Here is a 16,251-nt window from a genome sequence, read left to right as displayed (position 1 = left end):
ATTCACGCGCCCGCGTCTCATGGAGCGGACCGGATCCTCACTCTCCGGTGAAGACCGGATCGACACGGGCGAGGGAGGCGGCCACTCCGGCCTCGCTGTCCTCGGTCGCCAACAGGCGGGTCTGCTCGACGATCTCCCGTTCCAGGGCGGCGGGCAGCTCGGCGAGCAACCCGGCGCGCATGGTCGCCTTCATCGAACGCACCGCGAGCGGAGCGGAGGCGGCGATCCGATGGGCGTACTCCAGAGCCGCCTCGCGGACCGCGCCGTCCTCGACCAGGAGGTCGGCCAACCCGATGGCGTACGCCTCCTCGCCGGGGACCCGACGGGCGGTGTAGAGCATGTCGGCGGCCTTCTGGGCGCCCACGATCCGGGGCAGGGAGACGCTCAGCCCGAACCCCTGGTGCAGTCCGAGGCGGCCGAAGTTGGCGTGGAAGCGGGTTCCGGGAGAGGCCACACGGAAGTCCGCGGAGCAGGCCAGGCCGAGTCCCCCGCCCACGGCGGCGCCCTGGACGGCGGCGATCACCGGGACCGGAAGCGAGTACAGGCGCAGGCCCTGACCGTAGATGGCGCTGAGCGTGTGCACGGGGCTGTCGCCCACCCCGCCCGAGGCGAAGTCCACACCGGCGCAGAAATTCTTTCCCTCCGAGCACAGGACCAGGGCCCGGACGCCGTCGGCGACCAGCCTCTCGACGGTGTCGGCGAGCTCGGTGAGCACGTCGAGGGAGAAGTGGTTGTCGGGCGGACGGTGGACCTCCACGACGCCGACGTGATCGTCGACGTGGACGGACAGCTCCTCGCTCATGGGCGCCTTCCAGGGGTTCGGGCCGGAGACGGGGGGTGGACGGCCACGAGGGTATCGGGCCGCCCTCATCGGCCCGGCGGCGGTCCACGGATGACGCGCCCGGAGTGGGCGCGGTCCGTTCCCGCCGGGTGCCCCCTGGTTAACGTGACGCCATGAGCAACGAGATCGATCCGACCGTGCCGCCCAGCGGGAACGGCTGCCAGGAGTGCACGGAGCAGGGCGGCTGGTGGGTGCATCTGCGTCGCTGCGCCGCCTGTGGTCACGTGGGCTGTTGCGACAGTTCTCCCGGTCGGCACGGGACCATGCACTTCCGCAGGACCGGCCATCCGATCGTCCAGAGCTTCGAGCCCGGCGAGGAATGGTTCTACGACTTCCGCACCGAGGCGGTGGGCCGGGGACCGGAGCTGGCCCCGCCGACCTCCCACCCGGAGAGCCAGTCGGTACCGGGCCCGGCCGACCGGTTGCCGCCCGACTGGACGAACCGGGCCGGCGGTTGAGGGGGCGACCCGCCGTCCCCTTCGCTCGGCCCCGGCGGGGTGAACGGGCATAGTGGTGCCATGACGGACGCACAGCCCACCGTCGCCGACGCGGGCGACAGGTACACGATCACCGACGGCGGCGAGGTCGCCGGGTTCACCCGGTACGTGGACGCGGGGAACCGACGCATCTTCTTCCACACCGAGATCGAGGACCGTTTCGCCGGGCGCGGACTGGCCCGGACGCTCGTGGAGCGCGCTCTGGACCACACGCGGGGGCTGGGGATGCGGATCGTTCCGGTCTGCCCCTACGTGCACGGTTACGTGGATCGGCATCACGATTTCGACGACGCCCTGGAGCCGGTGACACCCGAGATCCTGGAGATCGTCCGGACCTCCCAGTACTGACCGCCGGCCCGGGGCCCGTCCCCGGGCCGCCCCTCGGCGGGCCGGGAGTGGATCACGGGCCGGGTCGTCCCTACCGTGGGGGTGACCCTCCCCTTCGATACCGGAGCGTGCCCGCATGACCACCGCCCACGACATCCCGGATCTGCTCTCCCCCGAGTTCCACGACGACCCCTACTCCGCCTACGCGCTCCTGCGCGAGCACGCCCCGCTGCTGTGGCACGAGCCCACCTCCGGTTACGTGCTGTCCCGTTACGCCGACGTCCGCCGTGTGTTCCAGGACCGGGAGGGGGCGTTCTCCACCGAGAACTACGCCTGGCAGTTGGAGCCGGTCCACGGGCGCACCATCCTCCAGCTCGACGGTCGTGAGCACGCGGTACGTCGGGCCCTGGTCGCGCCCGCCTTCCGGGGGCGGGACCTGAGCGAACGCTTCCTGCCGGTGATCGAACGCAACAGCCGTGAGCTCGTCGACGCCTTCCGCGACACCGGGCGCGTGGACCTGGTCTCCCAGTACGCGACACGGTTCCCCGTGAACGTCATCGTGGACATCCTGGGTCTGGACCGGGCCGACCACGACCGCTTCCACGAGTGGTACACCTCGATCATCGCCTTCCTCGGCAACCTGTCCCAGGACCCCGAGGTGACCGCCGCCGGGCTGCGCACCCACGACGAGCTGGCCGCGTACATGCTGCCGATCATCCGGGAGCGGCGGAACGACCCCGGCGACGACCTGCTCTCCCGGCTCTGCCTGGCCGAGGTCGACGGCACCCGGATGACCGACGAGGAGATCAAGGCGTTCTGTAGCCTCCTTCTGGCCGCCGGCGGGGAGACCACCGACAAGGCCCTGTCCTCCCTGTTCGCCAACCTGATCGCCCATCCCGAACAGCTGGCCGCCCTGCGCGAGGATCGTTCGCTGGTGCCCCGCGCCCTCGCCGAGTCCCTGCGCTACACCCCGCCGGTGCAGATGATCATGCGTCAGGCCACCCGGGACGTGGAGTTCGACGGTGGAACGGTGCCCCGGGGCGCCACCGTCACCTGTCTGATCGGGTCGGCCAACCGCGACCCCGAACGCTTCGCCGACCCCGACGCCTTCGACCTGTTCCGGGAGGAGCTGTCGGAGGCCACGTCCTTCTCGGCCGCGGCCGAGCACCTCTCCTTCGCCCTGGGGCGGCACTTCTGTGTGGGCGCCCTCCTGGCCGAGGCCGAGGTCCGGGTGGCCGTCGACGACCTGCTCGACGCCATGCCCGACCTGCGCCCGGCCGAGGGCGCGGCGCCGGTCGAGCGAGGGCTGTTCACCCGGGGGCTCGAGGCCCTGCCGTTGGAGTTCTCCCCGGTCCCCCGCGCTCGCCGCGCCGACTGACCGGATTCGACTCGCGCGGCCCGGCCCCGGACGGGCCGCGCGAGGGCTCCGGGCGGCTCAGCGGCCGGTCGGGGAGAAGAGCACGGGGAGTTCGTGGAGGCCGCGCATCCACACCGAGGGGCGCCGACGGAGCTCCTCCGAGGGCACCGCGAGACGCACGTCGGGCAGCCGGTCCAGGAGGGTCTCCACCGCGACGCGGGCGATCGTCTCCGCGATCATCGGCGCCGGGAAGGGGCAGCCGTGCTCGCCCGCGCCGAACGACATCTGGGCCCGGTTCGTGGTGTGGACGTGCGGCTCCCCGGTCTCCAGGCGCGGGTCGCAGTGGGCGGCGGCAGGCCCCAACACCAGCAGATCCCCCCGTTCGATCCTACGTCCTCCCAGTTCACAGGCTTGAACCGCCCAGCGGCCGATGATGTTCTGGGTGGGGGTGTCCTTCCACAGCACCTCGTTGAGCGCCTCGCCGACGCTGCCGCGTCCCCCTCGCAGGGTGAGCGAGAAGTCGCCGTCGAGCAGCATGAGGCGCAGGGTGTTGCCGATCCAGTCGCCGGTGGGCGCCTGGGCCGCCGTCAGGACCACGAGCAGGTCGACGACGGCCTCCTCGTCGGTGAGCTCGGCCTCGTGCGCCAGCAGGCGGGAGGGCACGTCGTTCCTCGGGTCGGCGCGCCGTTCCATGACCATCCGGACCATGCGTTCCCGGAGCCTGCGGTGGGCGCGGGGCGCCTCCGGCGTCACGTCCAGGGAGACCAGGACGTCCTGGACCAGGTCGGGCACCTCCTGTTCCGGGATCCCGTACAGGCGGGCGACCACCTCGGCCGGGATCCGGTGGGCGTACCGGTCGATCAGGTCGGCCCTCCCGTCCCCGGCGAACCGGTCGACGAGCATGTCCGAGACCTGACGGCACAGGGCGTTCAGGTCGGCCCGATGGACGGCGCCCAAGGCGTCGCCGACCGCGTCGATCCGCCTCCGGTGTTCGGCCCCTTCGGTGAACGTCACCGAGGGGGTCCACATCACGTACGGCATCAGCGGCCAGTCGTCGTCGACGCTCTCCCAGAGGTTCCACCGCCGACAGTCGCGGGCGAACCGTTCGGGGCTGCGGGTGACGTGGTGCAGTTCCCGGTAGCCGAGGACGAACCAGGCCGGGACGTCCCCGTCGAGGAGGACGGGCGCCACCGGACCGAACCTGCGGCGCATCTCCTCGTAGAGCGCCTCGGGTTCCCTCGCGATCTCGGGACCGTACAGGCGCATGGCGTGCTCGTGGTCGGGGGACGAACGCGCGGGCTCCGTCCCGGGGGATACGACCCCCGTGTCGTCGTTCACGTCGGTCCCTTCGGGGCGCGGCCCGTCGGTCGCTGTCCGGTCAGAGGCGTTGGAGGGCATGGAGCACCTGTTTCAGGGTCTCGGGGTCGTTCCGGGTCCCCTCTCCGTTGATCGGGGGCACGGGGTGGCGGGCGATCACCGCCCCACGATCGAGCAGGTCGCCCAGAAGGATCCGTACGACGCTCAGCGGGAGCCCGAGCCGGGCCGCCAGCTCCACCACCGCGACCGGCCGGGCGCACAGACGCAGGATGTCCACGTGTTCGGACTGCATGTCGGGCGAGGGGCCGGACTCGGCGACGACGAGGGACACCGGGTCGAGGGCGACGTCGACGCCGCGGCGCCCTCCGATGACCGTGTACAGCCGGTCGGGGCTCTCCACGCCGACGGGCCCGACCGTCACCACGGGGGCGCCGTCTCGTGGTCGCCGAGGGGGGACGGGTCCGATCCCGGGTGGAGCCGATCGGGGTGTTCCCAGACCTCCTCGGCCAGAGCCCGTCCCCGGGAGAGGCCGGTCCCGTTCCCCCAGGGCATCGAGGGGCGGATGTCCTCGTCCTGCGGCTCGATCCCGGGTCGGGCCCCGGCGGGCGCTCCGAGCCGGGCCCCTCCCCCGGACATCTCCCGGGCGACCTCGTGGGTCCGGGCTCCGACGTCCTCGCCCTCGAACGTCTCCTCGGCCGGCGCCGCTTCCGGTCGAGGGCCCACGTCGGTGAGGAGGGCGGGCGGGATCAGCATGACGACCCCGAGCCCGCCCCGTGCCGAGGGACGCAGGCTCACCTTGAGCCCGTACGCGGCGGCCAGGCGGCCGACCACGGCCAGCCCCGTCCGCGAGCCGGGCAGGGTGGACAGGTCCCGGGGCTCGGCGAGAAGGCTCTCGATGTGCCGGCGCTCCCGGTGGCGGATCCCCGGTCCGCTGTCCTCGACGGTGATGGAGACCCCGGTGTCCTCCTCCTGGGCGTAGACGTGCACGTCGGTGTCGTGGGCGGAGAAGCAGGCCGCGTTGTCCATGACCTCGGCCAGCGCCTGCATGACGCCCTCGGCGGCGTGCCCGACCACGGCCGTGGTCCCGGTGTGGTGGAGGCGGACACGGCGGTAGGCGGTGATCCGCCCCATGGCCCCGCGCAGGATGCTCTCCATCTCGATGGGCCGGGTCCAGCGTCGTCCCGAGCGGCCGCCGGCCAGGACGACGAGGCCGTCGGCCAGGCGTCCGGTGCGGGAGACGTTGTGGTCCACCTCCAACAGGTCGGTGAAAACGTCGGCGCGATCGCCGTAGCGTTCCTCCAACCCTCGGAGTTGGGCCAGCAGGGTGGTCAGGTGGGCCTGGAGCCGCGCCCCCGCGTCGGCGGCGGAGAGCATCGCCGTGTCGCGGCGGCGGTCGGCGGCCAGGAGTTCGCCGAGCACGCGGCGGCGCAGCCGTTCCACGACGGGGTCGACCCGGCGGAACTCCCGGCTCAGGGTCTCCTCCGCGAGGGGCCGGTCCTGCCGGATGCGGAGCAGCATGAGGGGGAGGTCGAGGTCGGCGAGCGAGGCGACCTGCTCCTCGATCCGCTCGGCCGTGTCCCGTTCCTCGGCGGAGCGGCGTTCGGCGCCGGCGATCCTCGTGGTGACGGCGTGGGAGAGGCGGTCGATGGCCGGGTGTGCGGGGCGGGCGTGCTCGCCCAGGACGTCGTGGACCGCCCTGCCCTCGCTCACCGCGTGGGAGAGGGCGGGAAGGAGGACGTCCACGACCCGGCCGGCCTCCTCCTCCAGTAGACGCGCCCCGGCGCCGACCCGGGCCGCGTGTTCCCGGGCGTTGCGGGCGATGGCGACCTGGTGGACGGCCACCGCCACGGCGACGCACAGCAGGAGCGCGGCGACCCCTCCGAAGAGGCCGACGGCCGGTCTGGCCGGATCGGGGCTCTCGCTCACCGTCCAGGACCAGGCCGGAACGATGACCGCGGAGGCGACCAGAAGTGCGACGAGTGCCTGTTGGCCGGGGCTCGGAAGGGGCCGTTTCCGGTCGGACAGGTGTGCTGTCATGGTGATTTTCCTGGCTGCGTGGGCGAGGTGGGAGAGAAAGGGCCGCATCGCCCGACCACACGGGCATGGGCGTCTCCACTGGAGCCCGGAAAGGGTCGATCGAGGCGGCCGGATTTCACGTTAGACCACCTCAGAGGGGAGTGGGAGCTTTCCCGGGAACACATCCGAAAGGCAGATCGGAGCATCCCTCTCCCCGGACGACAAAGCAGAGGAAAAGAGAGTGGCCCCCTTTGTTTGGTTTTCTCACAAAGGGGACCGATACGGTTTTAAGGGCCTTTTTCCTAGAGAACGCCCTTGGCCGCGGTGAGGATGACCAGGAGGGGCACCCGGCGGTCGGCGGGGACCACGTAGTGGCCGCGGCGGCGGGTGGTGAGCCATCCGGCGGAGGCCAGCAGGTTGACGTGGTGGTAGATCTGCCCGGTCGTACCGAACCCCTCGCGCTCCTTGAGTTCGGCCACGGTGGAGACCCCCGAACAGACGGCCTTGAGGATCGCGAGACGGACCGGGTGCCCGAGCGCGTCGAGGGTGCCGGACAGGGCGGACCAGTCCAACCCGTCGACCTGGTCGACGGTCAGACCGTACTGCCAGCCGAGGGGCCCGTCGTCCCCGTCGAGGCGGCCCGCGTAGACCACAGCTCCGACCCCGTCCGGGACGGTCTCCTCCAGCCCCTTCAGCACCCAGAGGTCCTCGGCCCTCGCCCCTTCCGCCTCCGATACGGGCGTGGAGGGGGCCGGGCCGCGTTCCAGCTCGGCGACCCGGCGTTCCAGATCGGCGAGGCGTTCCTGTGTCGATCGTTCGCTCACGCGGCCAGAATAGCCGATTATCCGAAATTACGTAGTAACGGACTGACCAGCTCGAAAATACAGAGAAAACATGACTTTGCCCGATCCGAAGCAACCGCTTCCGTGCCCCTTGCCCGACGTGCCCCATCATGAAGGAGCGGCGTTCGGCTCCGCTCGCCCGTGTCCATCCGAGGTTCCGTCCCCCGGCGACCGGTTCGGCCGGACGGGACGACCGGTAAGGAGCACACCCCATGCGCTCGTCCAACGGTTGGCAGTACTTCGTCTGCACTCTGCTCGTCGTCATCGGCGCCATCAACATCATCCAGGGGCTCACCGCGATGTTCACCCCGGCCTTCTTCCTGGCCGACGAGTCCCGACTGCTCATGTTGGAGTACGAGGGCTGGGGCCTCCTGCTCGGAGGCTGGGGCGTGGTCATGGTCGTCGCCGGTCTGGCGATCCTGTCCGGCAGCGCCTGGGCCCGGATCTTCGGTATCGTCCTGGCCTCCGTGAACGCCCTGGCCCAACTGGCCTTCCTGATCGCCATGCCGCTCTGGTCGGCCATCGTCATCGCCATCGACATAGTGGTCGTCTACGGGCTCACCGCCGGCTGGCCCTCGGCCACCCGCGACGAGGAGGCCCCCGAGACCCGGAACTCCGCGTACCGGGCGGGCTACCGGGCGGCCCACGAACGTCCCGCCTCGACCCCTCCCCCCACCCGCTCCCCGGAGCACGGCGACCAGCGTCGCAGGACCAACGGCTGAGCCGTCCCGTTCACCGCCCCGTCCCGCCGGTTCCGGGACGGGGCGGTCCGTGTTCGGCCCCCGCGAGGCTCGGCACGGCGGGGGCGGCCGCACTCGTCACCCGGCGAGAGAGCGCCTCACGCCCCTTCGCCGCGGACCGGCCCGACCGATACCGGACGAGAACACTCCCTACGCGGAAAAGGGCCTGTGGACGACCGGGGGGATCGTCTCCGGAGAACGTAGGGTCGAAGACATGATCTCCCCCCGTCCCGGCCTCTCGCCCTCCGTATCCGTGTCCGTGATGAGCCATCCCGACCGCGCCGAGGCCGCGCGGCGCCTGGCCGACTCCCTGCCAGAGCTCTCCCCCATCGTGATCCCCGACCCCGATCACCAGGGCCCGCCCTCGGCCCTCCGCGCCGCCGGGGCCGCCTGGGCCGCCGCCCCCGAGGGGGCCGGCCACCATCTGGTCCTCCAGGACGACGCCCGGCCGGCCGCCGGGTTCGCCACGACCCTGGAGCGGGTCCTGCGGGCCCACCCCGAGGCCGCCGTCTCGCTGTTCGTCGAGTGGGGTTCGCGCACCGCCGTCCTGGCCCGCTGGGCGGTGTACACCGGGGCCGGAGCGGTGCCGGTGGTCAACCCCTACGTGCCCACCGTCGCGTTGGCGCTGCCGGCGGAGCACGCGAGAGCGCTGGGCCGCTTCCTGGCCACGGCGGACGAGGACGAGGCGGACGACCGCGCGGTGCTGAGGTTCGTCCGTCGCTCCGGGCTCACCCCGCTGGTCGCGGTGCCCAACCCGGTCGAACACGACGACCGGCCCAGCCTGGTGGGCAACTCCGACCACGGGATACGGCGGTCGGCCTGCTTCACCCCATCGCCGGCGGCCGACCTCTCCCCCGCCGTCCTCGAACCGCCCCGGTTCCTGCCGTTCCTGCGCTGGAACATCGGCACCCCGGTCCTGATCGACCTGGACCACGACGTCCCGGAGGCGCATCGCCCCTTGGCCGAGGTCCTCGACGCGTGGGGTCTGCCCGAGGACGATCGGTCCGAGGCCCTGCGGAAGAGGGTCGAGGCGGGCACCCTCTCCGAGGTCGTCCCCGAACCGCACCTGACCGCTCTGTGGCACACGGTGGTGGCCGAAGGGGTGGTGCTCCGATCCCGATGGCCGGAGGTCGTCGACTCCCTGCGCTCTCGAGCCGACGGACCGACGGTGCGCGCGGCCCTGGCCTCCCTGGCCCCGGGGGCGCTCCGATGCCTCGTCGACGTCGAGGCCCTGGCCCGCCACGAGGCGGAGGTCGTCGACCTGGTCCTGGCCGGGCTGGAGTACGGGGCGGCCCACGGCCGGATCCCGAAGGGGTGGACATGACCCTCATCGCCCCGCCCATCTCCCTCTTCCGGAAGACGAGGTTCCCTTCATGATCGACCCGTCCACCCGATCCGCCGAGGCCACGTCGAGCGTCCGGATCTCCTGCGCCGTGATGAGCCACCCCGACCGTGCCGAGGCCGCGCGGCGCCTGGCCGACTCCCTCCCCGAACTCTCCCCCGCCGTGGTCACCGACCCCTCGCCCGAGGGCCCGCCCACCACTCTGCGCACCTCGCTCGCCGCCTGGGCCGCCGCCCCCGAGGGTGCCACCCACCATCTGGTCCTCCAGGACGACGCGGAGCCGTGTCCCGGCATGGTCGAGACCCTGACCCGGATGGTGACCGCCCACCCCGAGCGGGTCCTGAGCCTGTTCTGCGAATGGGGTTCGGGCACCGCCACCATGGCTCGCTGGGCGGCCCTGGGCGGATACGGGCTCGCCGAGTGCGCGGACCGCTACGTGCCCACGGTCGGGATCCTGATGCCCACGCCCCTGGCCCGACGGCTGGTGGCCTCGGTGTCCCCCGAGGGCCGAGAGGAGGAGCCCGACGACGAGGCGACGGCCCGCTTCCTGGAGGGGATCGGCCGTCCGGCCCTGGTCACCGTGCCCAACCTGATCGAGCACGATGGGGACCTCAGCCTCGTCGGCAACGCCCACCGGATGGGGGTGCGCCGTTCGGTCCTGCTGCGCGAGAAGGGGGATCCGGCGCCCTCGCCCCGGGTGCTGCGCGCCCCCGCGCGCGTCCCGTTCATGAGTTGGCGTCGGGCCCGCGCGTCGATCGTCCGTCGGGACATCGACAGAGGCGTGTACGACAGTCACGACGGTCTGGTCCGGGCCGAGGCCGAACGCTCGGGGACCTCGCGTCGGTCCGTGGTCGAGGCCCTGGACCTGTGGCTCGACACCGCCGAGGCGGGGCGTCGGCTGGAGGGGGCGCTGGGCTATGGGACGACGTACGAACTGTGGCTGACGGCGGCCGTGACGGCCCTGTGGGCCCCGATCCCCACCGCCGATCTGCGCTCGCCCACGCCGGCGGCGCGCAGAGCATTGCGCACTCTGGCCCCGGGCGGGCTGCGCACGGTGGTCCCCGAGGTACTGACCGACGCCGGGCTCCGCGCCGACCTGGACGTACTGGTGGGCGCCGCCCACGACTTCGGCGTCGCCCACCGTTAGGGAGTCCTGCCCGTGTCCGCCGGTGGTCCGGCGGACACGGGCGCGGATCAGCGCTTCTTGACGTGCAGCCGGCTGGTGACGGCCAGCCGGTTGTAGAGGTTGATCATCGCGATCGCCGACATCAGGGCGGCGAGCTCGGTGTCGTCGTAGTGCTCGGCCGCCTCGGCGTAGGTCTCGTCGGACACCCCGTGCTCGCCCATGCGGGTCATCTCGTCGGTGAGGGCGAGAGCGGCCCGCTCGGCCGGGGTGAAGATGTCGCCCGCCTCGTACCAGGTGGCCACCAGGAAGAGCCGCTGCTGACTCTCCCCCTCCTTGAGGGCGCGCTGGGTGTGCAGGTCCACGCAGAAGGAGCAGCCGTTCAGGACCGAGGAGCGGAGCTTGACCAGTTCGAGCAGCCGGATGTCCAGCTCCTCGGCGATGACCTGGTCGATCTCGTCCAGCTTCTTGTAGACCTGGGGGACCTTCTTCGCCCAGACCACGCGTTCGTTCGCCATGGGGCGCCTCCTCAACCGTCGGTCGTCCTGTCGAGGCCGATGCTACGGCCAGCCCCTCGCCCGAGGTCGGCAACCCCCCGAGGAGCCGCGTCGGCCCGGGTCAGTCCGGGTCGCGGGCGTCGTGGGCGAGCAGCGCCAGTTGGATCCGTCCGCTCAGGTCCAGTTTGGTGAGGGCACTGGACACGTGCGCCTTGACCGTCCCCATCGACATGTACAACCGCTCGGCGATCTCGGCGTTGGACAGTCCGGCCGTCACCGCCTCGGCCACCTCGCGTTCCCGTGCGCTGAGCAGCGCGAGCCGGGCTCGGGCCCGGGCCCTGCGGTCCGCTCCGGAGGAGCACTCCTCGGGGTCCTGACCGGCGACCCGGTCCATCAGGGCGCGCGCCACGCTCGGCGACAACACCGGCTCTCCCGAGGCGGCCCGTCGTACCGCCTCCACGATGCGTTCGGGGTCGGTGTGCTTGAGCAGATAGCCGGCGGCTCCGGCTCGCAGGGCCCGGGCCACGGTGGCGTCGGCGTCGAAGGTGGTGAGCACGATGACCTGGGGCCCGGGGGCGCTCCCCGACCGCAGTTCCTCGGTGGCGGCGATCCCGTCCATGACCGGCATGCGCACGTCCATGAGGACCACGTCGGGCCGGCATTCGGCGACCGCCTCGCGGACGCCCGCCCCGTCCTCGCTCTCCCCCGCGATCACGATGTCGCCGTCACCGGAGAGCATCATGCGCAGCCCGGATCGGACCAGGGGGTCGTCGTCCACGAGCAGGACTCTGATCAGGGGTCTGGTCACCTTCACGGCACCTTTCGATGGTCGTTCCTCCTGGAGGCGTCGGCCCCCTCCTCGGGCCAGGGGAGGACGACGGCCAGCCGGAAGCGGCCCTCCTCGGGCCCGTACTCCAGACTCCCGCCGTCCAAGCGGACGCGTTCGCTCAGCCCGGCCAGCCCTGCCCCGGTCCCCGGCACCTCGCGCCCCGCCCGGCCGACCGGCAGCGCGTTGACCACCACGATCTCCAGCGCCCGCCCGGGAGCCCCCGAGACCTCGACCGTGGTCCTCGCCCCGGGGGCGTGCTTACGGACGTTGGTCAGCCCCTCCTGGACCACCCGGTAGGCGGTGCGCTGCACCTGGTCGCGGGGTTCGGCGTCCTCGGGCAGGTCGAAGGAGGCGTGGACCCGCTCTCCCGCGTCGACCGCCTCCTCGACCAGCCGGGGCAGGTCGGTCAATCGCGGCTGAGGTGTGCCGCCCTCTTCTCCGGCGAGGTCGCCGGAGCGCAGCACGTCGAGGATGTCGCCGAGTTCGTCCAGGACGCGGTGGGCGTTGTCGCGGATCACCCGGACCGCGGCGCCCACCTCGGCGGGTGTGGGGGGTTCGCCCCGTCCGCTCTCGGCCCGTTCCGTGCGGTAGGCCAGGGCTCCGGCGTGCACGGACAGCAGGGACATGCGGTGGGCGACGACGTCGTGCATCTCGCGGGCGATCCGGCGGCGTTCCTCCACCCGGGCCAGGCCCAGGCGCTCCTCCCGTATCTCCCGCTCTCGTCGCACGTCCTCACGGAGCCGTTCGACGAGTCTTCGTTGGGAGCGGATGGCCGCGCCCCAGGCCACGCAGGCGTTGAGCATGATGACGATCGCGACCATCGTCACCCCGACGGCGCCGGGGGTGACCGGGACCAGCAGTGCCCAGGGCAGGGACAGCACCGTGGCGAGGGTGGCCGCGCCGATCGCCATGAGGGGCGGCCGGTGGATCGCCAGGGAGATCAGGCAGACGATCAGGGCGCCGATCACCGCCACCGAGAACGAGGAGACCAGGATGATCCCCGTGGCGACCGCCAGGGGGTGGGAACGCCGCCACCACAGGGCGACGCAGGCCGGCGGCAGACAGCTCAGGTCCGCCCACAGCACCCAGGTGGGCACCCGGTCGGTGGGGTGCAGGTCGTTCCCGTAGGCGGAGAAGGCCAGAAGTCCGCAGACCAGCACGAACACGGTGAGCAGGACGTCCACGGACAGGTCCCGACGGCTCCGTTCCACGCCCTCCCCCTCCGTCCCTCCGTATCGTCCGAGTCCCCAGGGTAGAACGGGTTCCTCTCCGGCGCCTCGACCGTCCGGCCGGCGTGGGCGCGCCGGTCGGAGGGGGAAGTGGTCGCCCGACCAACCCCGGATGTCCGTACGGCCGATGCGCCCTTCGAACACGGGCTCTCACGATGGGGACATGACAAGCGCTCACGGACCCGAAGAGAGCGTGCCGGCGTTGGAGCTGGACTCGCTGACCAAGACCTTCGACGAGACCCGGGCCGCCGACCGGGTGAGCCTCTCCGTGCCGAGGGGGTCGTGGACGGGGCTGGTCGGCCCCAACGGGGCGGGGAAGACCACCTCGCTGTCGATGGCGGTGGGTCTGCTGCGGCCCGACTCGGGCACCGCCCGGGTCCTGGGCGTGGACGTGTGGGCCGAACCAGTCGAGGCCAAACGTCGCCTGGGCGTCCTGCCCGACGGTCTCTCCCTGCCCGAGCGGTTGACCGGGGGCGAGCTCCTCGACTACTGGGGGCGGTTGCGCGGCCTGGATCGCGATCTCACGCGTGACCGGAGCGAGGAGATGCTCCGGATCCTGGAGCTGGATCGGGCCGAACGGAACGGGACCCTGATCGCCGAGTACTCGACGGGGATGCGCAAGAAGATCGGGCTGGCCACGGCCCTGCTGCACACGCCCGAGGTTCTGGTCCTGGACGAGCCCTACGAGGCGGTGGATCCGGTGTCGGCGCGCGTGCTGACCGCGATCCTGCGCCGCTACACCGACGGCGGCGGCACCGTGATCATCTCCAGTCACGTGATGGCCCTGGTCGAACGGATCACCGACCGGGTCGCGATCATCGCCGACGGTCGGGTGCTGGCGGACGGGCCGCTCGACCTGGTGCGCGGAGACGACCCCGCCTTGGAGGACACCTTCGTCCGGTTGGTCGGCGCTCGTGAGGTCGGGGAGGGGGATCTGGCGTGGTTGGGGTTCTGATCCGGCTCGAATCCACCCTGGGGCGGCACGGCGCCTCTGGGACGCGTGGCGGCACCCTGGCTCTGCTCGTGGGCGGGGCCGCTCTGACCTGGTACGTCACCGTGGTCGCCTCCTCCGCCGAGGTCAGGTCGCAACTGTTGATGCTGCTCGGCGCGGTGTGGGCGGGCGCCTGGATCCTGGGGCCGACCATCACCAACGGCGTCGGGGTGCTGCGCCCGCAGTACTTCACCCTGTTGCCGTTGGAGCGTTCGCAGGTGGGCACCGGTCTGTGGGCGACCGCGTTCGTGGGGGTCGGGCCGGCGCTGACCCTCGTGGCCATGGCGTCCACGGCCCGTCACGCCTGGCTCTTGGAGCCCGCCACCCTCTCCCTGGGGCTGCTGGGGATGCTGTTGTCGGTGGTGTTCATGGTGTCCCTCTCCCATCTGGTGTTCCGTGCGCTGGGGGCGGCGATGCACACGAGGGTGGGCATGGAGATCGCCTCGGTCCAGTGGGGGCTGATCGTCGCCGGCCTGTTCTTCGGCTGGGCGGCGATCGGGCCCGCCCTCTCGGCGGCCGGGGACCTCGCCGAGCGGGGGTTCCCGGCCCCGGTGGTCACGGTCCTGGCGGCCCTGCCCACCTCGTGGCCGATCGCGGCCGTGGACGCCGCCGCCTCCGGGGCCTGGGGCACCGCCTTCGGCCTGTTGGGGGCCTTCACCCTGCTGACCGCGGCGACCGTACTGGCCACCGTGCGTCTGTTGGCCCCACGCGTGAACGCCCGAGGTCGGGGAAGGCGTTCACGTCCTCTCGGGCATCGACGTTCGGCGAGGCGCCTCCCCCTCCTTCCGGACGGTCCGCTGGGCGCGGTCGTCGGCAAGGAACTACGGTCCTGGTGGCGGGATCCCTGGCGGGCCCTGGAGTTGCGGTCGGCCCTGTACGCGGGCCTGTTCATCGGCCTGTTCGGGCTGATGGCCGACCGTCCCTGGATCACGCTGTCCGCCGGGGTGTTCACGGCGCTGGTCATGGCGATGGGCGGCTCCAACATGTACGGTCACGACGGCAGCGCCCTGTGGCTGACCGTCGTGGGGCAGGGGCGGGACACGGTCCGTGCCGACGTGCGCGGTCGTCAGATCGCCATCGCCCTGCTCATCGTGCCCGGCACGCTCCTGCTGGGCCTGGTCTCCGTCCTCGTCTCCGGGGAGCCCGGCGCGTCGCCGTACGTGCTGGCCGGGCTGCTGGTGATCCTCGGGGTGGGCAACGGTCTGTCCGTCCTGCTGTCCGTGGTGGCGGCGACCCCCGGGGTGGAACCGCACCTGCGGGTGGACGCCAACGACACCGGGGACACCCGGGTCCAGGTGTGGACGTCGCTGATCGCGATCCCACTGCTGTCCTCCCCCACCATCGTGGTGGCCCTGCTGGCGGGGGGTTGGTGGGCGGTCCCGGTCGCCCTGGTCAACGGCTCGGTGGGGGCCTGGCTGTTGGGTCGGCTGGCCCACCGGCGGCTGGCCGCACGTCTGCCGGAGACCTTCGCCCGGATCCGTTACGGCGGTCGGGTGGCGGAACGGTCGCTGCCCCGGTCCGGTGGGGACCCGCTCGATCTGTTGGAACGGACCGCTCTGAGCACGAACGAGGACACCCGTCCGACCGGTTCGTGAGGTTCCGGGCGTTCCGGGCCGTGTGGACGGCGGCCCGGGGCCCGGTCATCCCCGGGAGGTCCGGACCGTCTCGAAGACGGGGGTCAGGCCGTCGAGGAAGGCGGTGAGCGCCAGTTCGAAGCTGTCCTCGTCGATCTCGGTGGCGACCTCCGCCAGCAGGTGGGCCTGGGAGAGGTTGGGGTACCGGTCACGGTAGACGCGCGCGTCGTCGTCGAAACCGCGCGCGAAGGAGCGGGTGGCGGCTCCGACCACCAGGTACTTGGTGGAGGCGCCGATCATGGTGGCGTAGCGCGGCGGCCATCCGGCTCCGACCAGACCTCCGTGCACGACGTCGGCCCGGCGGAGCGCCTCCTCCCTCCGCCCGGGCCCGGAGGCGATCACCGGCAGCAGGTTCGGGTGCTCGATCAGGGCCGCCCGGTAGGAGCGGGCCCAGGTGGCGAGTCCGGCCCGCCAGTCCCCGCCCTCGAAGCCCGAGACGTCGATGTCGGCGGTGACCTCGTCGGCGATGTCGCCGAGCAGCTCCTCCTTGGTCCGGTAGTGGCCGTAGAGGGAGGCGGCCCGCACGTCCAGCTCCTCGGCGAGCCTGCGCATGGAGAGCCGTTCCAGCCCGTCCCGGTCGAGGAGTTCCAGCGCGGCCCGCCGGATGACCGGTTTGCTCAGGATCGGCGTCTTGGGTCGGGCCACGGAAAGGGTCTCCTTCTGCGCTGG

General features: G+C 72.1%; 17 protein-coding genes. 8 read left to right on the top strand and 9 right to left on the bottom strand.

The window, feature by feature from the left end:
- Window positions 1–37: 37 nt before the first annotated feature.
- On the bottom strand, window positions 38–802 hold the full coding sequence (locus TR33_RS14280) for an enoyl-CoA hydratase/isomerase family protein (protein ID WP_017535012.1): 765 nt from the start codon (window positions 800–802) through the stop codon (window positions 38–40).
- Between the two features lie 152 nt (window positions 803–954).
- On the opposite strand from TR33_RS14280, the gene TR33_RS14275 reads away from it, so the two are divergent.
- The 3 genes from TR33_RS14275 to TR33_RS14265 all read left to right on the top strand — a co-directional run bounded on the left by TR33_RS14275 (window position 955) and on the right by TR33_RS14265 (window position 3,043).
- Complete coding sequence (locus tag TR33_RS14275; RefSeq protein WP_017535011.1) at window positions 955–1,299, top strand: UBP-type zinc finger domain-containing protein; 345 nt, start codon at window positions 955–957, stop codon at window positions 1,297–1,299.
- 60 nt (window positions 1,300–1,359) lie between these two features.
- Window positions 1,360–1,686 carry a GNAT family N-acetyltransferase gene (locus tag TR33_RS14270; RefSeq protein ID WP_017535010.1) on the top strand — a complete coding sequence of 109 codons (327 nt, stop codon included), beginning with the start codon at window positions 1,360–1,362 and terminating at the stop codon, window positions 1,684–1,686.
- 115 nt (window positions 1,687–1,801) lie between these two features.
- Window positions 1,802–3,043 (top strand): cytochrome P450, encoded by a 1,242-nt coding sequence (locus tag TR33_RS14265; RefSeq protein WP_017535009.1) that lies wholly within the window; start codon window positions 1,802–1,804, stop codon window positions 3,041–3,043.
- Window positions 3,044–3,100: 57 nt separating this feature from the next.
- Here the strand turns inward: TR33_RS14265 and TR33_RS14260 are convergent, their stop codons facing one another.
- The 4 genes from TR33_RS14260 to TR33_RS14245 all read right to left on the bottom strand — a co-directional run bounded on the left by TR33_RS14260 (window position 3,101) and on the right by TR33_RS14245 (window position 7,179).
- Complete coding sequence (locus tag TR33_RS14260; protein ID WP_017535008.1) at window positions 3,101–4,360, bottom strand: cytochrome P450; 1,260 nt, start codon at window positions 4,358–4,360, stop codon at window positions 3,101–3,103.
- Window positions 4,361–4,400: 40 nt separating this feature from the next.
- A complete protein-coding gene (locus TR33_RS14255; RefSeq protein WP_017535007.1) occupies window positions 4,401–4,763 on the bottom strand; it encodes a DUF742 domain-containing protein in 363 nt (120 codons plus the stop codon).
- A complete protein-coding gene (locus TR33_RS14250; protein WP_026125083.1) occupies window positions 4,757–6,376 on the bottom strand; it encodes a sensor histidine kinase in 1,620 nt (539 codons plus the stop codon). Before TR33_RS14250 ends, TR33_RS14255 begins: the two co-directional genes overlap by 7 nt.
- Before the next feature lie 281 nt (window positions 6,377–6,657).
- The gene (locus TR33_RS14245; protein ID WP_017535006.1) at window positions 6,658–7,179 is read right to left on the bottom strand and encodes an ArsR/SmtB family transcription factor; all 522 of its coding nucleotides are present in this window, start codon (window positions 7,177–7,179) and stop codon (window positions 6,658–6,660) included.
- A 230-nt stretch (window positions 7,180–7,409) separates the two neighbouring features.
- On the opposite strand from TR33_RS14245, the gene TR33_RS14240 reads away from it, so the two are divergent.
- The 3 genes from TR33_RS14240 to TR33_RS14230 all read left to right on the top strand — a co-directional run bounded on the left by TR33_RS14240 (window position 7,410) and on the right by TR33_RS14230 (window position 10,426).
- Window positions 7,410–7,919, top strand: a complete 510-nt coding sequence (locus TR33_RS14240) for a DUF7144 family membrane protein (protein WP_014912597.1) — start codon at window positions 7,410–7,412, stop codon at window positions 7,917–7,919.
- A 232-nt stretch (window positions 7,920–8,151) separates the two neighbouring features.
- Window positions 8,152–9,261 (top strand): hypothetical protein, encoded by a 1,110-nt coding sequence (locus TR33_RS14235; RefSeq protein WP_042283627.1) that lies wholly within the window; start codon window positions 8,152–8,154, stop codon window positions 9,259–9,261.
- Window positions 9,262–9,310: 49 nt separating this feature from the next.
- Complete coding sequence (locus tag TR33_RS14230) at window positions 9,311–10,426, top strand: hypothetical protein (protein ID WP_017536443.1); 1,116 nt, start codon at window positions 9,311–9,313, stop codon at window positions 10,424–10,426.
- Window positions 10,427–10,473: 47 nt separating this feature from the next.
- On the opposite strand, the gene TR33_RS14225 is transcribed toward TR33_RS14230, so the two are convergent.
- The 3 genes from TR33_RS14225 to TR33_RS14215 all read right to left on the bottom strand — a co-directional run bounded on the left by TR33_RS14225 (window position 10,474) and on the right by TR33_RS14215 (window position 12,939).
- A complete protein-coding gene (locus TR33_RS14225; protein ID WP_017536444.1) occupies window positions 10,474–10,920 on the bottom strand; it encodes a carboxymuconolactone decarboxylase family protein in 447 nt (148 codons plus the stop codon).
- Window positions 10,921–11,020: 100 nt separating this feature from the next.
- Complete coding sequence (locus TR33_RS14220) at window positions 11,021–11,713, bottom strand: response regulator transcription factor (protein WP_017536445.1); 693 nt, start codon at window positions 11,711–11,713, stop codon at window positions 11,021–11,023.
- A complete protein-coding gene (locus TR33_RS14215; protein WP_017536446.1) occupies window positions 11,710–12,939 on the bottom strand; it encodes a sensor histidine kinase in 1,230 nt (409 codons plus the stop codon). Before TR33_RS14215 ends, TR33_RS14220 begins: the two co-directional genes overlap by 4 nt.
- Before the next feature lie 181 nt (window positions 12,940–13,120).
- Between TR33_RS14215 and TR33_RS14210 the strand changes: the two genes are divergently transcribed.
- A complete protein-coding gene (locus TR33_RS14210; protein ID WP_026125356.1) occupies window positions 13,121–13,912 on the top strand; it encodes an ABC transporter ATP-binding protein in 792 nt (263 codons plus the stop codon).
- A complete protein-coding gene (locus TR33_RS14205; protein ID WP_042283624.1) occupies window positions 13,897–15,543 on the top strand; it encodes a hypothetical protein in 1,647 nt (548 codons plus the stop codon). The genes TR33_RS14210 and TR33_RS14205 overlap by 16 nt, the downstream gene beginning before the upstream one ends.
- Before the next feature lie 45 nt (window positions 15,544–15,588).
- Here TR33_RS14205 and TR33_RS14200 read toward each other — a convergent pair whose 3' ends face one another.
- A complete protein-coding gene (locus TR33_RS14200; RefSeq protein ID WP_014913415.1) occupies window positions 15,589–16,227 on the bottom strand; it encodes a TetR/AcrR family transcriptional regulator in 639 nt (212 codons plus the stop codon).
- Between the last annotated feature and the right edge of the window lie 24 nt (window positions 16,228–16,251).

This window comes from Nocardiopsis alba, assembly GCF_000710955.1.
GTDB lineage: Bacteria > Actinomycetota > Actinomycetes > Streptosporangiales > Streptosporangiaceae > Nocardiopsis > Nocardiopsis alba.
This window is presented reverse-complemented; position numbering and strand designations above follow the sequence as displayed.

Coding starts and splice junctions, on each gene's coding strand:
- TR33_RS14225 (WP_017536444.1), bottom strand. CDS start 10,920: ATGGCGAACGAACGCGTGGTCTGGGCGAAGAAGGTCCCCCAGGTCTAC.
- TR33_RS14250 (WP_026125083.1), bottom strand. CDS start 6,376: ATGACAGCACACCTGTCCGACCGGAAACGGCCCCTTCCGAGCCCCGGC.
- TR33_RS14230 (WP_017536443.1), top strand. CDS start 9,311: ATGATCGACCCGTCCACCCGATCCGCCGAGGCCACGTCGAGCGTCCGG.
- TR33_RS14280 (WP_017535012.1), bottom strand. CDS start 802: ATGAGCGAGGAGCTGTCCGTCCACGTCGACGATCACGTCGGCGTCGTG.
- TR33_RS14235 (WP_042283627.1), top strand. CDS start 8,152: ATGATCTCCCCCCGTCCCGGCCTCTCGCCCTCCGTATCCGTGTCCGTG.
- TR33_RS14275 (WP_017535011.1), top strand. CDS start 955: ATGAGCAACGAGATCGATCCGACCGTGCCGCCCAGCGGGAACGGCTGC.
- TR33_RS14240 (WP_014912597.1), top strand. CDS start 7,410: ATGCGCTCGTCCAACGGTTGGCAGTACTTCGTCTGCACTCTGCTCGTC.
- TR33_RS14265 (WP_017535009.1), top strand. CDS start 1,802: ATGACCACCGCCCACGACATCCCGGATCTGCTCTCCCCCGAGTTCCAC.
- TR33_RS14210 (WP_026125356.1), top strand. CDS start 13,121: ATGACAAGCGCTCACGGACCCGAAGAGAGCGTGCCGGCGTTGGAGCTG.
- TR33_RS14270 (WP_017535010.1), top strand. CDS start 1,360: ATGACGGACGCACAGCCCACCGTCGCCGACGCGGGCGACAGGTACACG.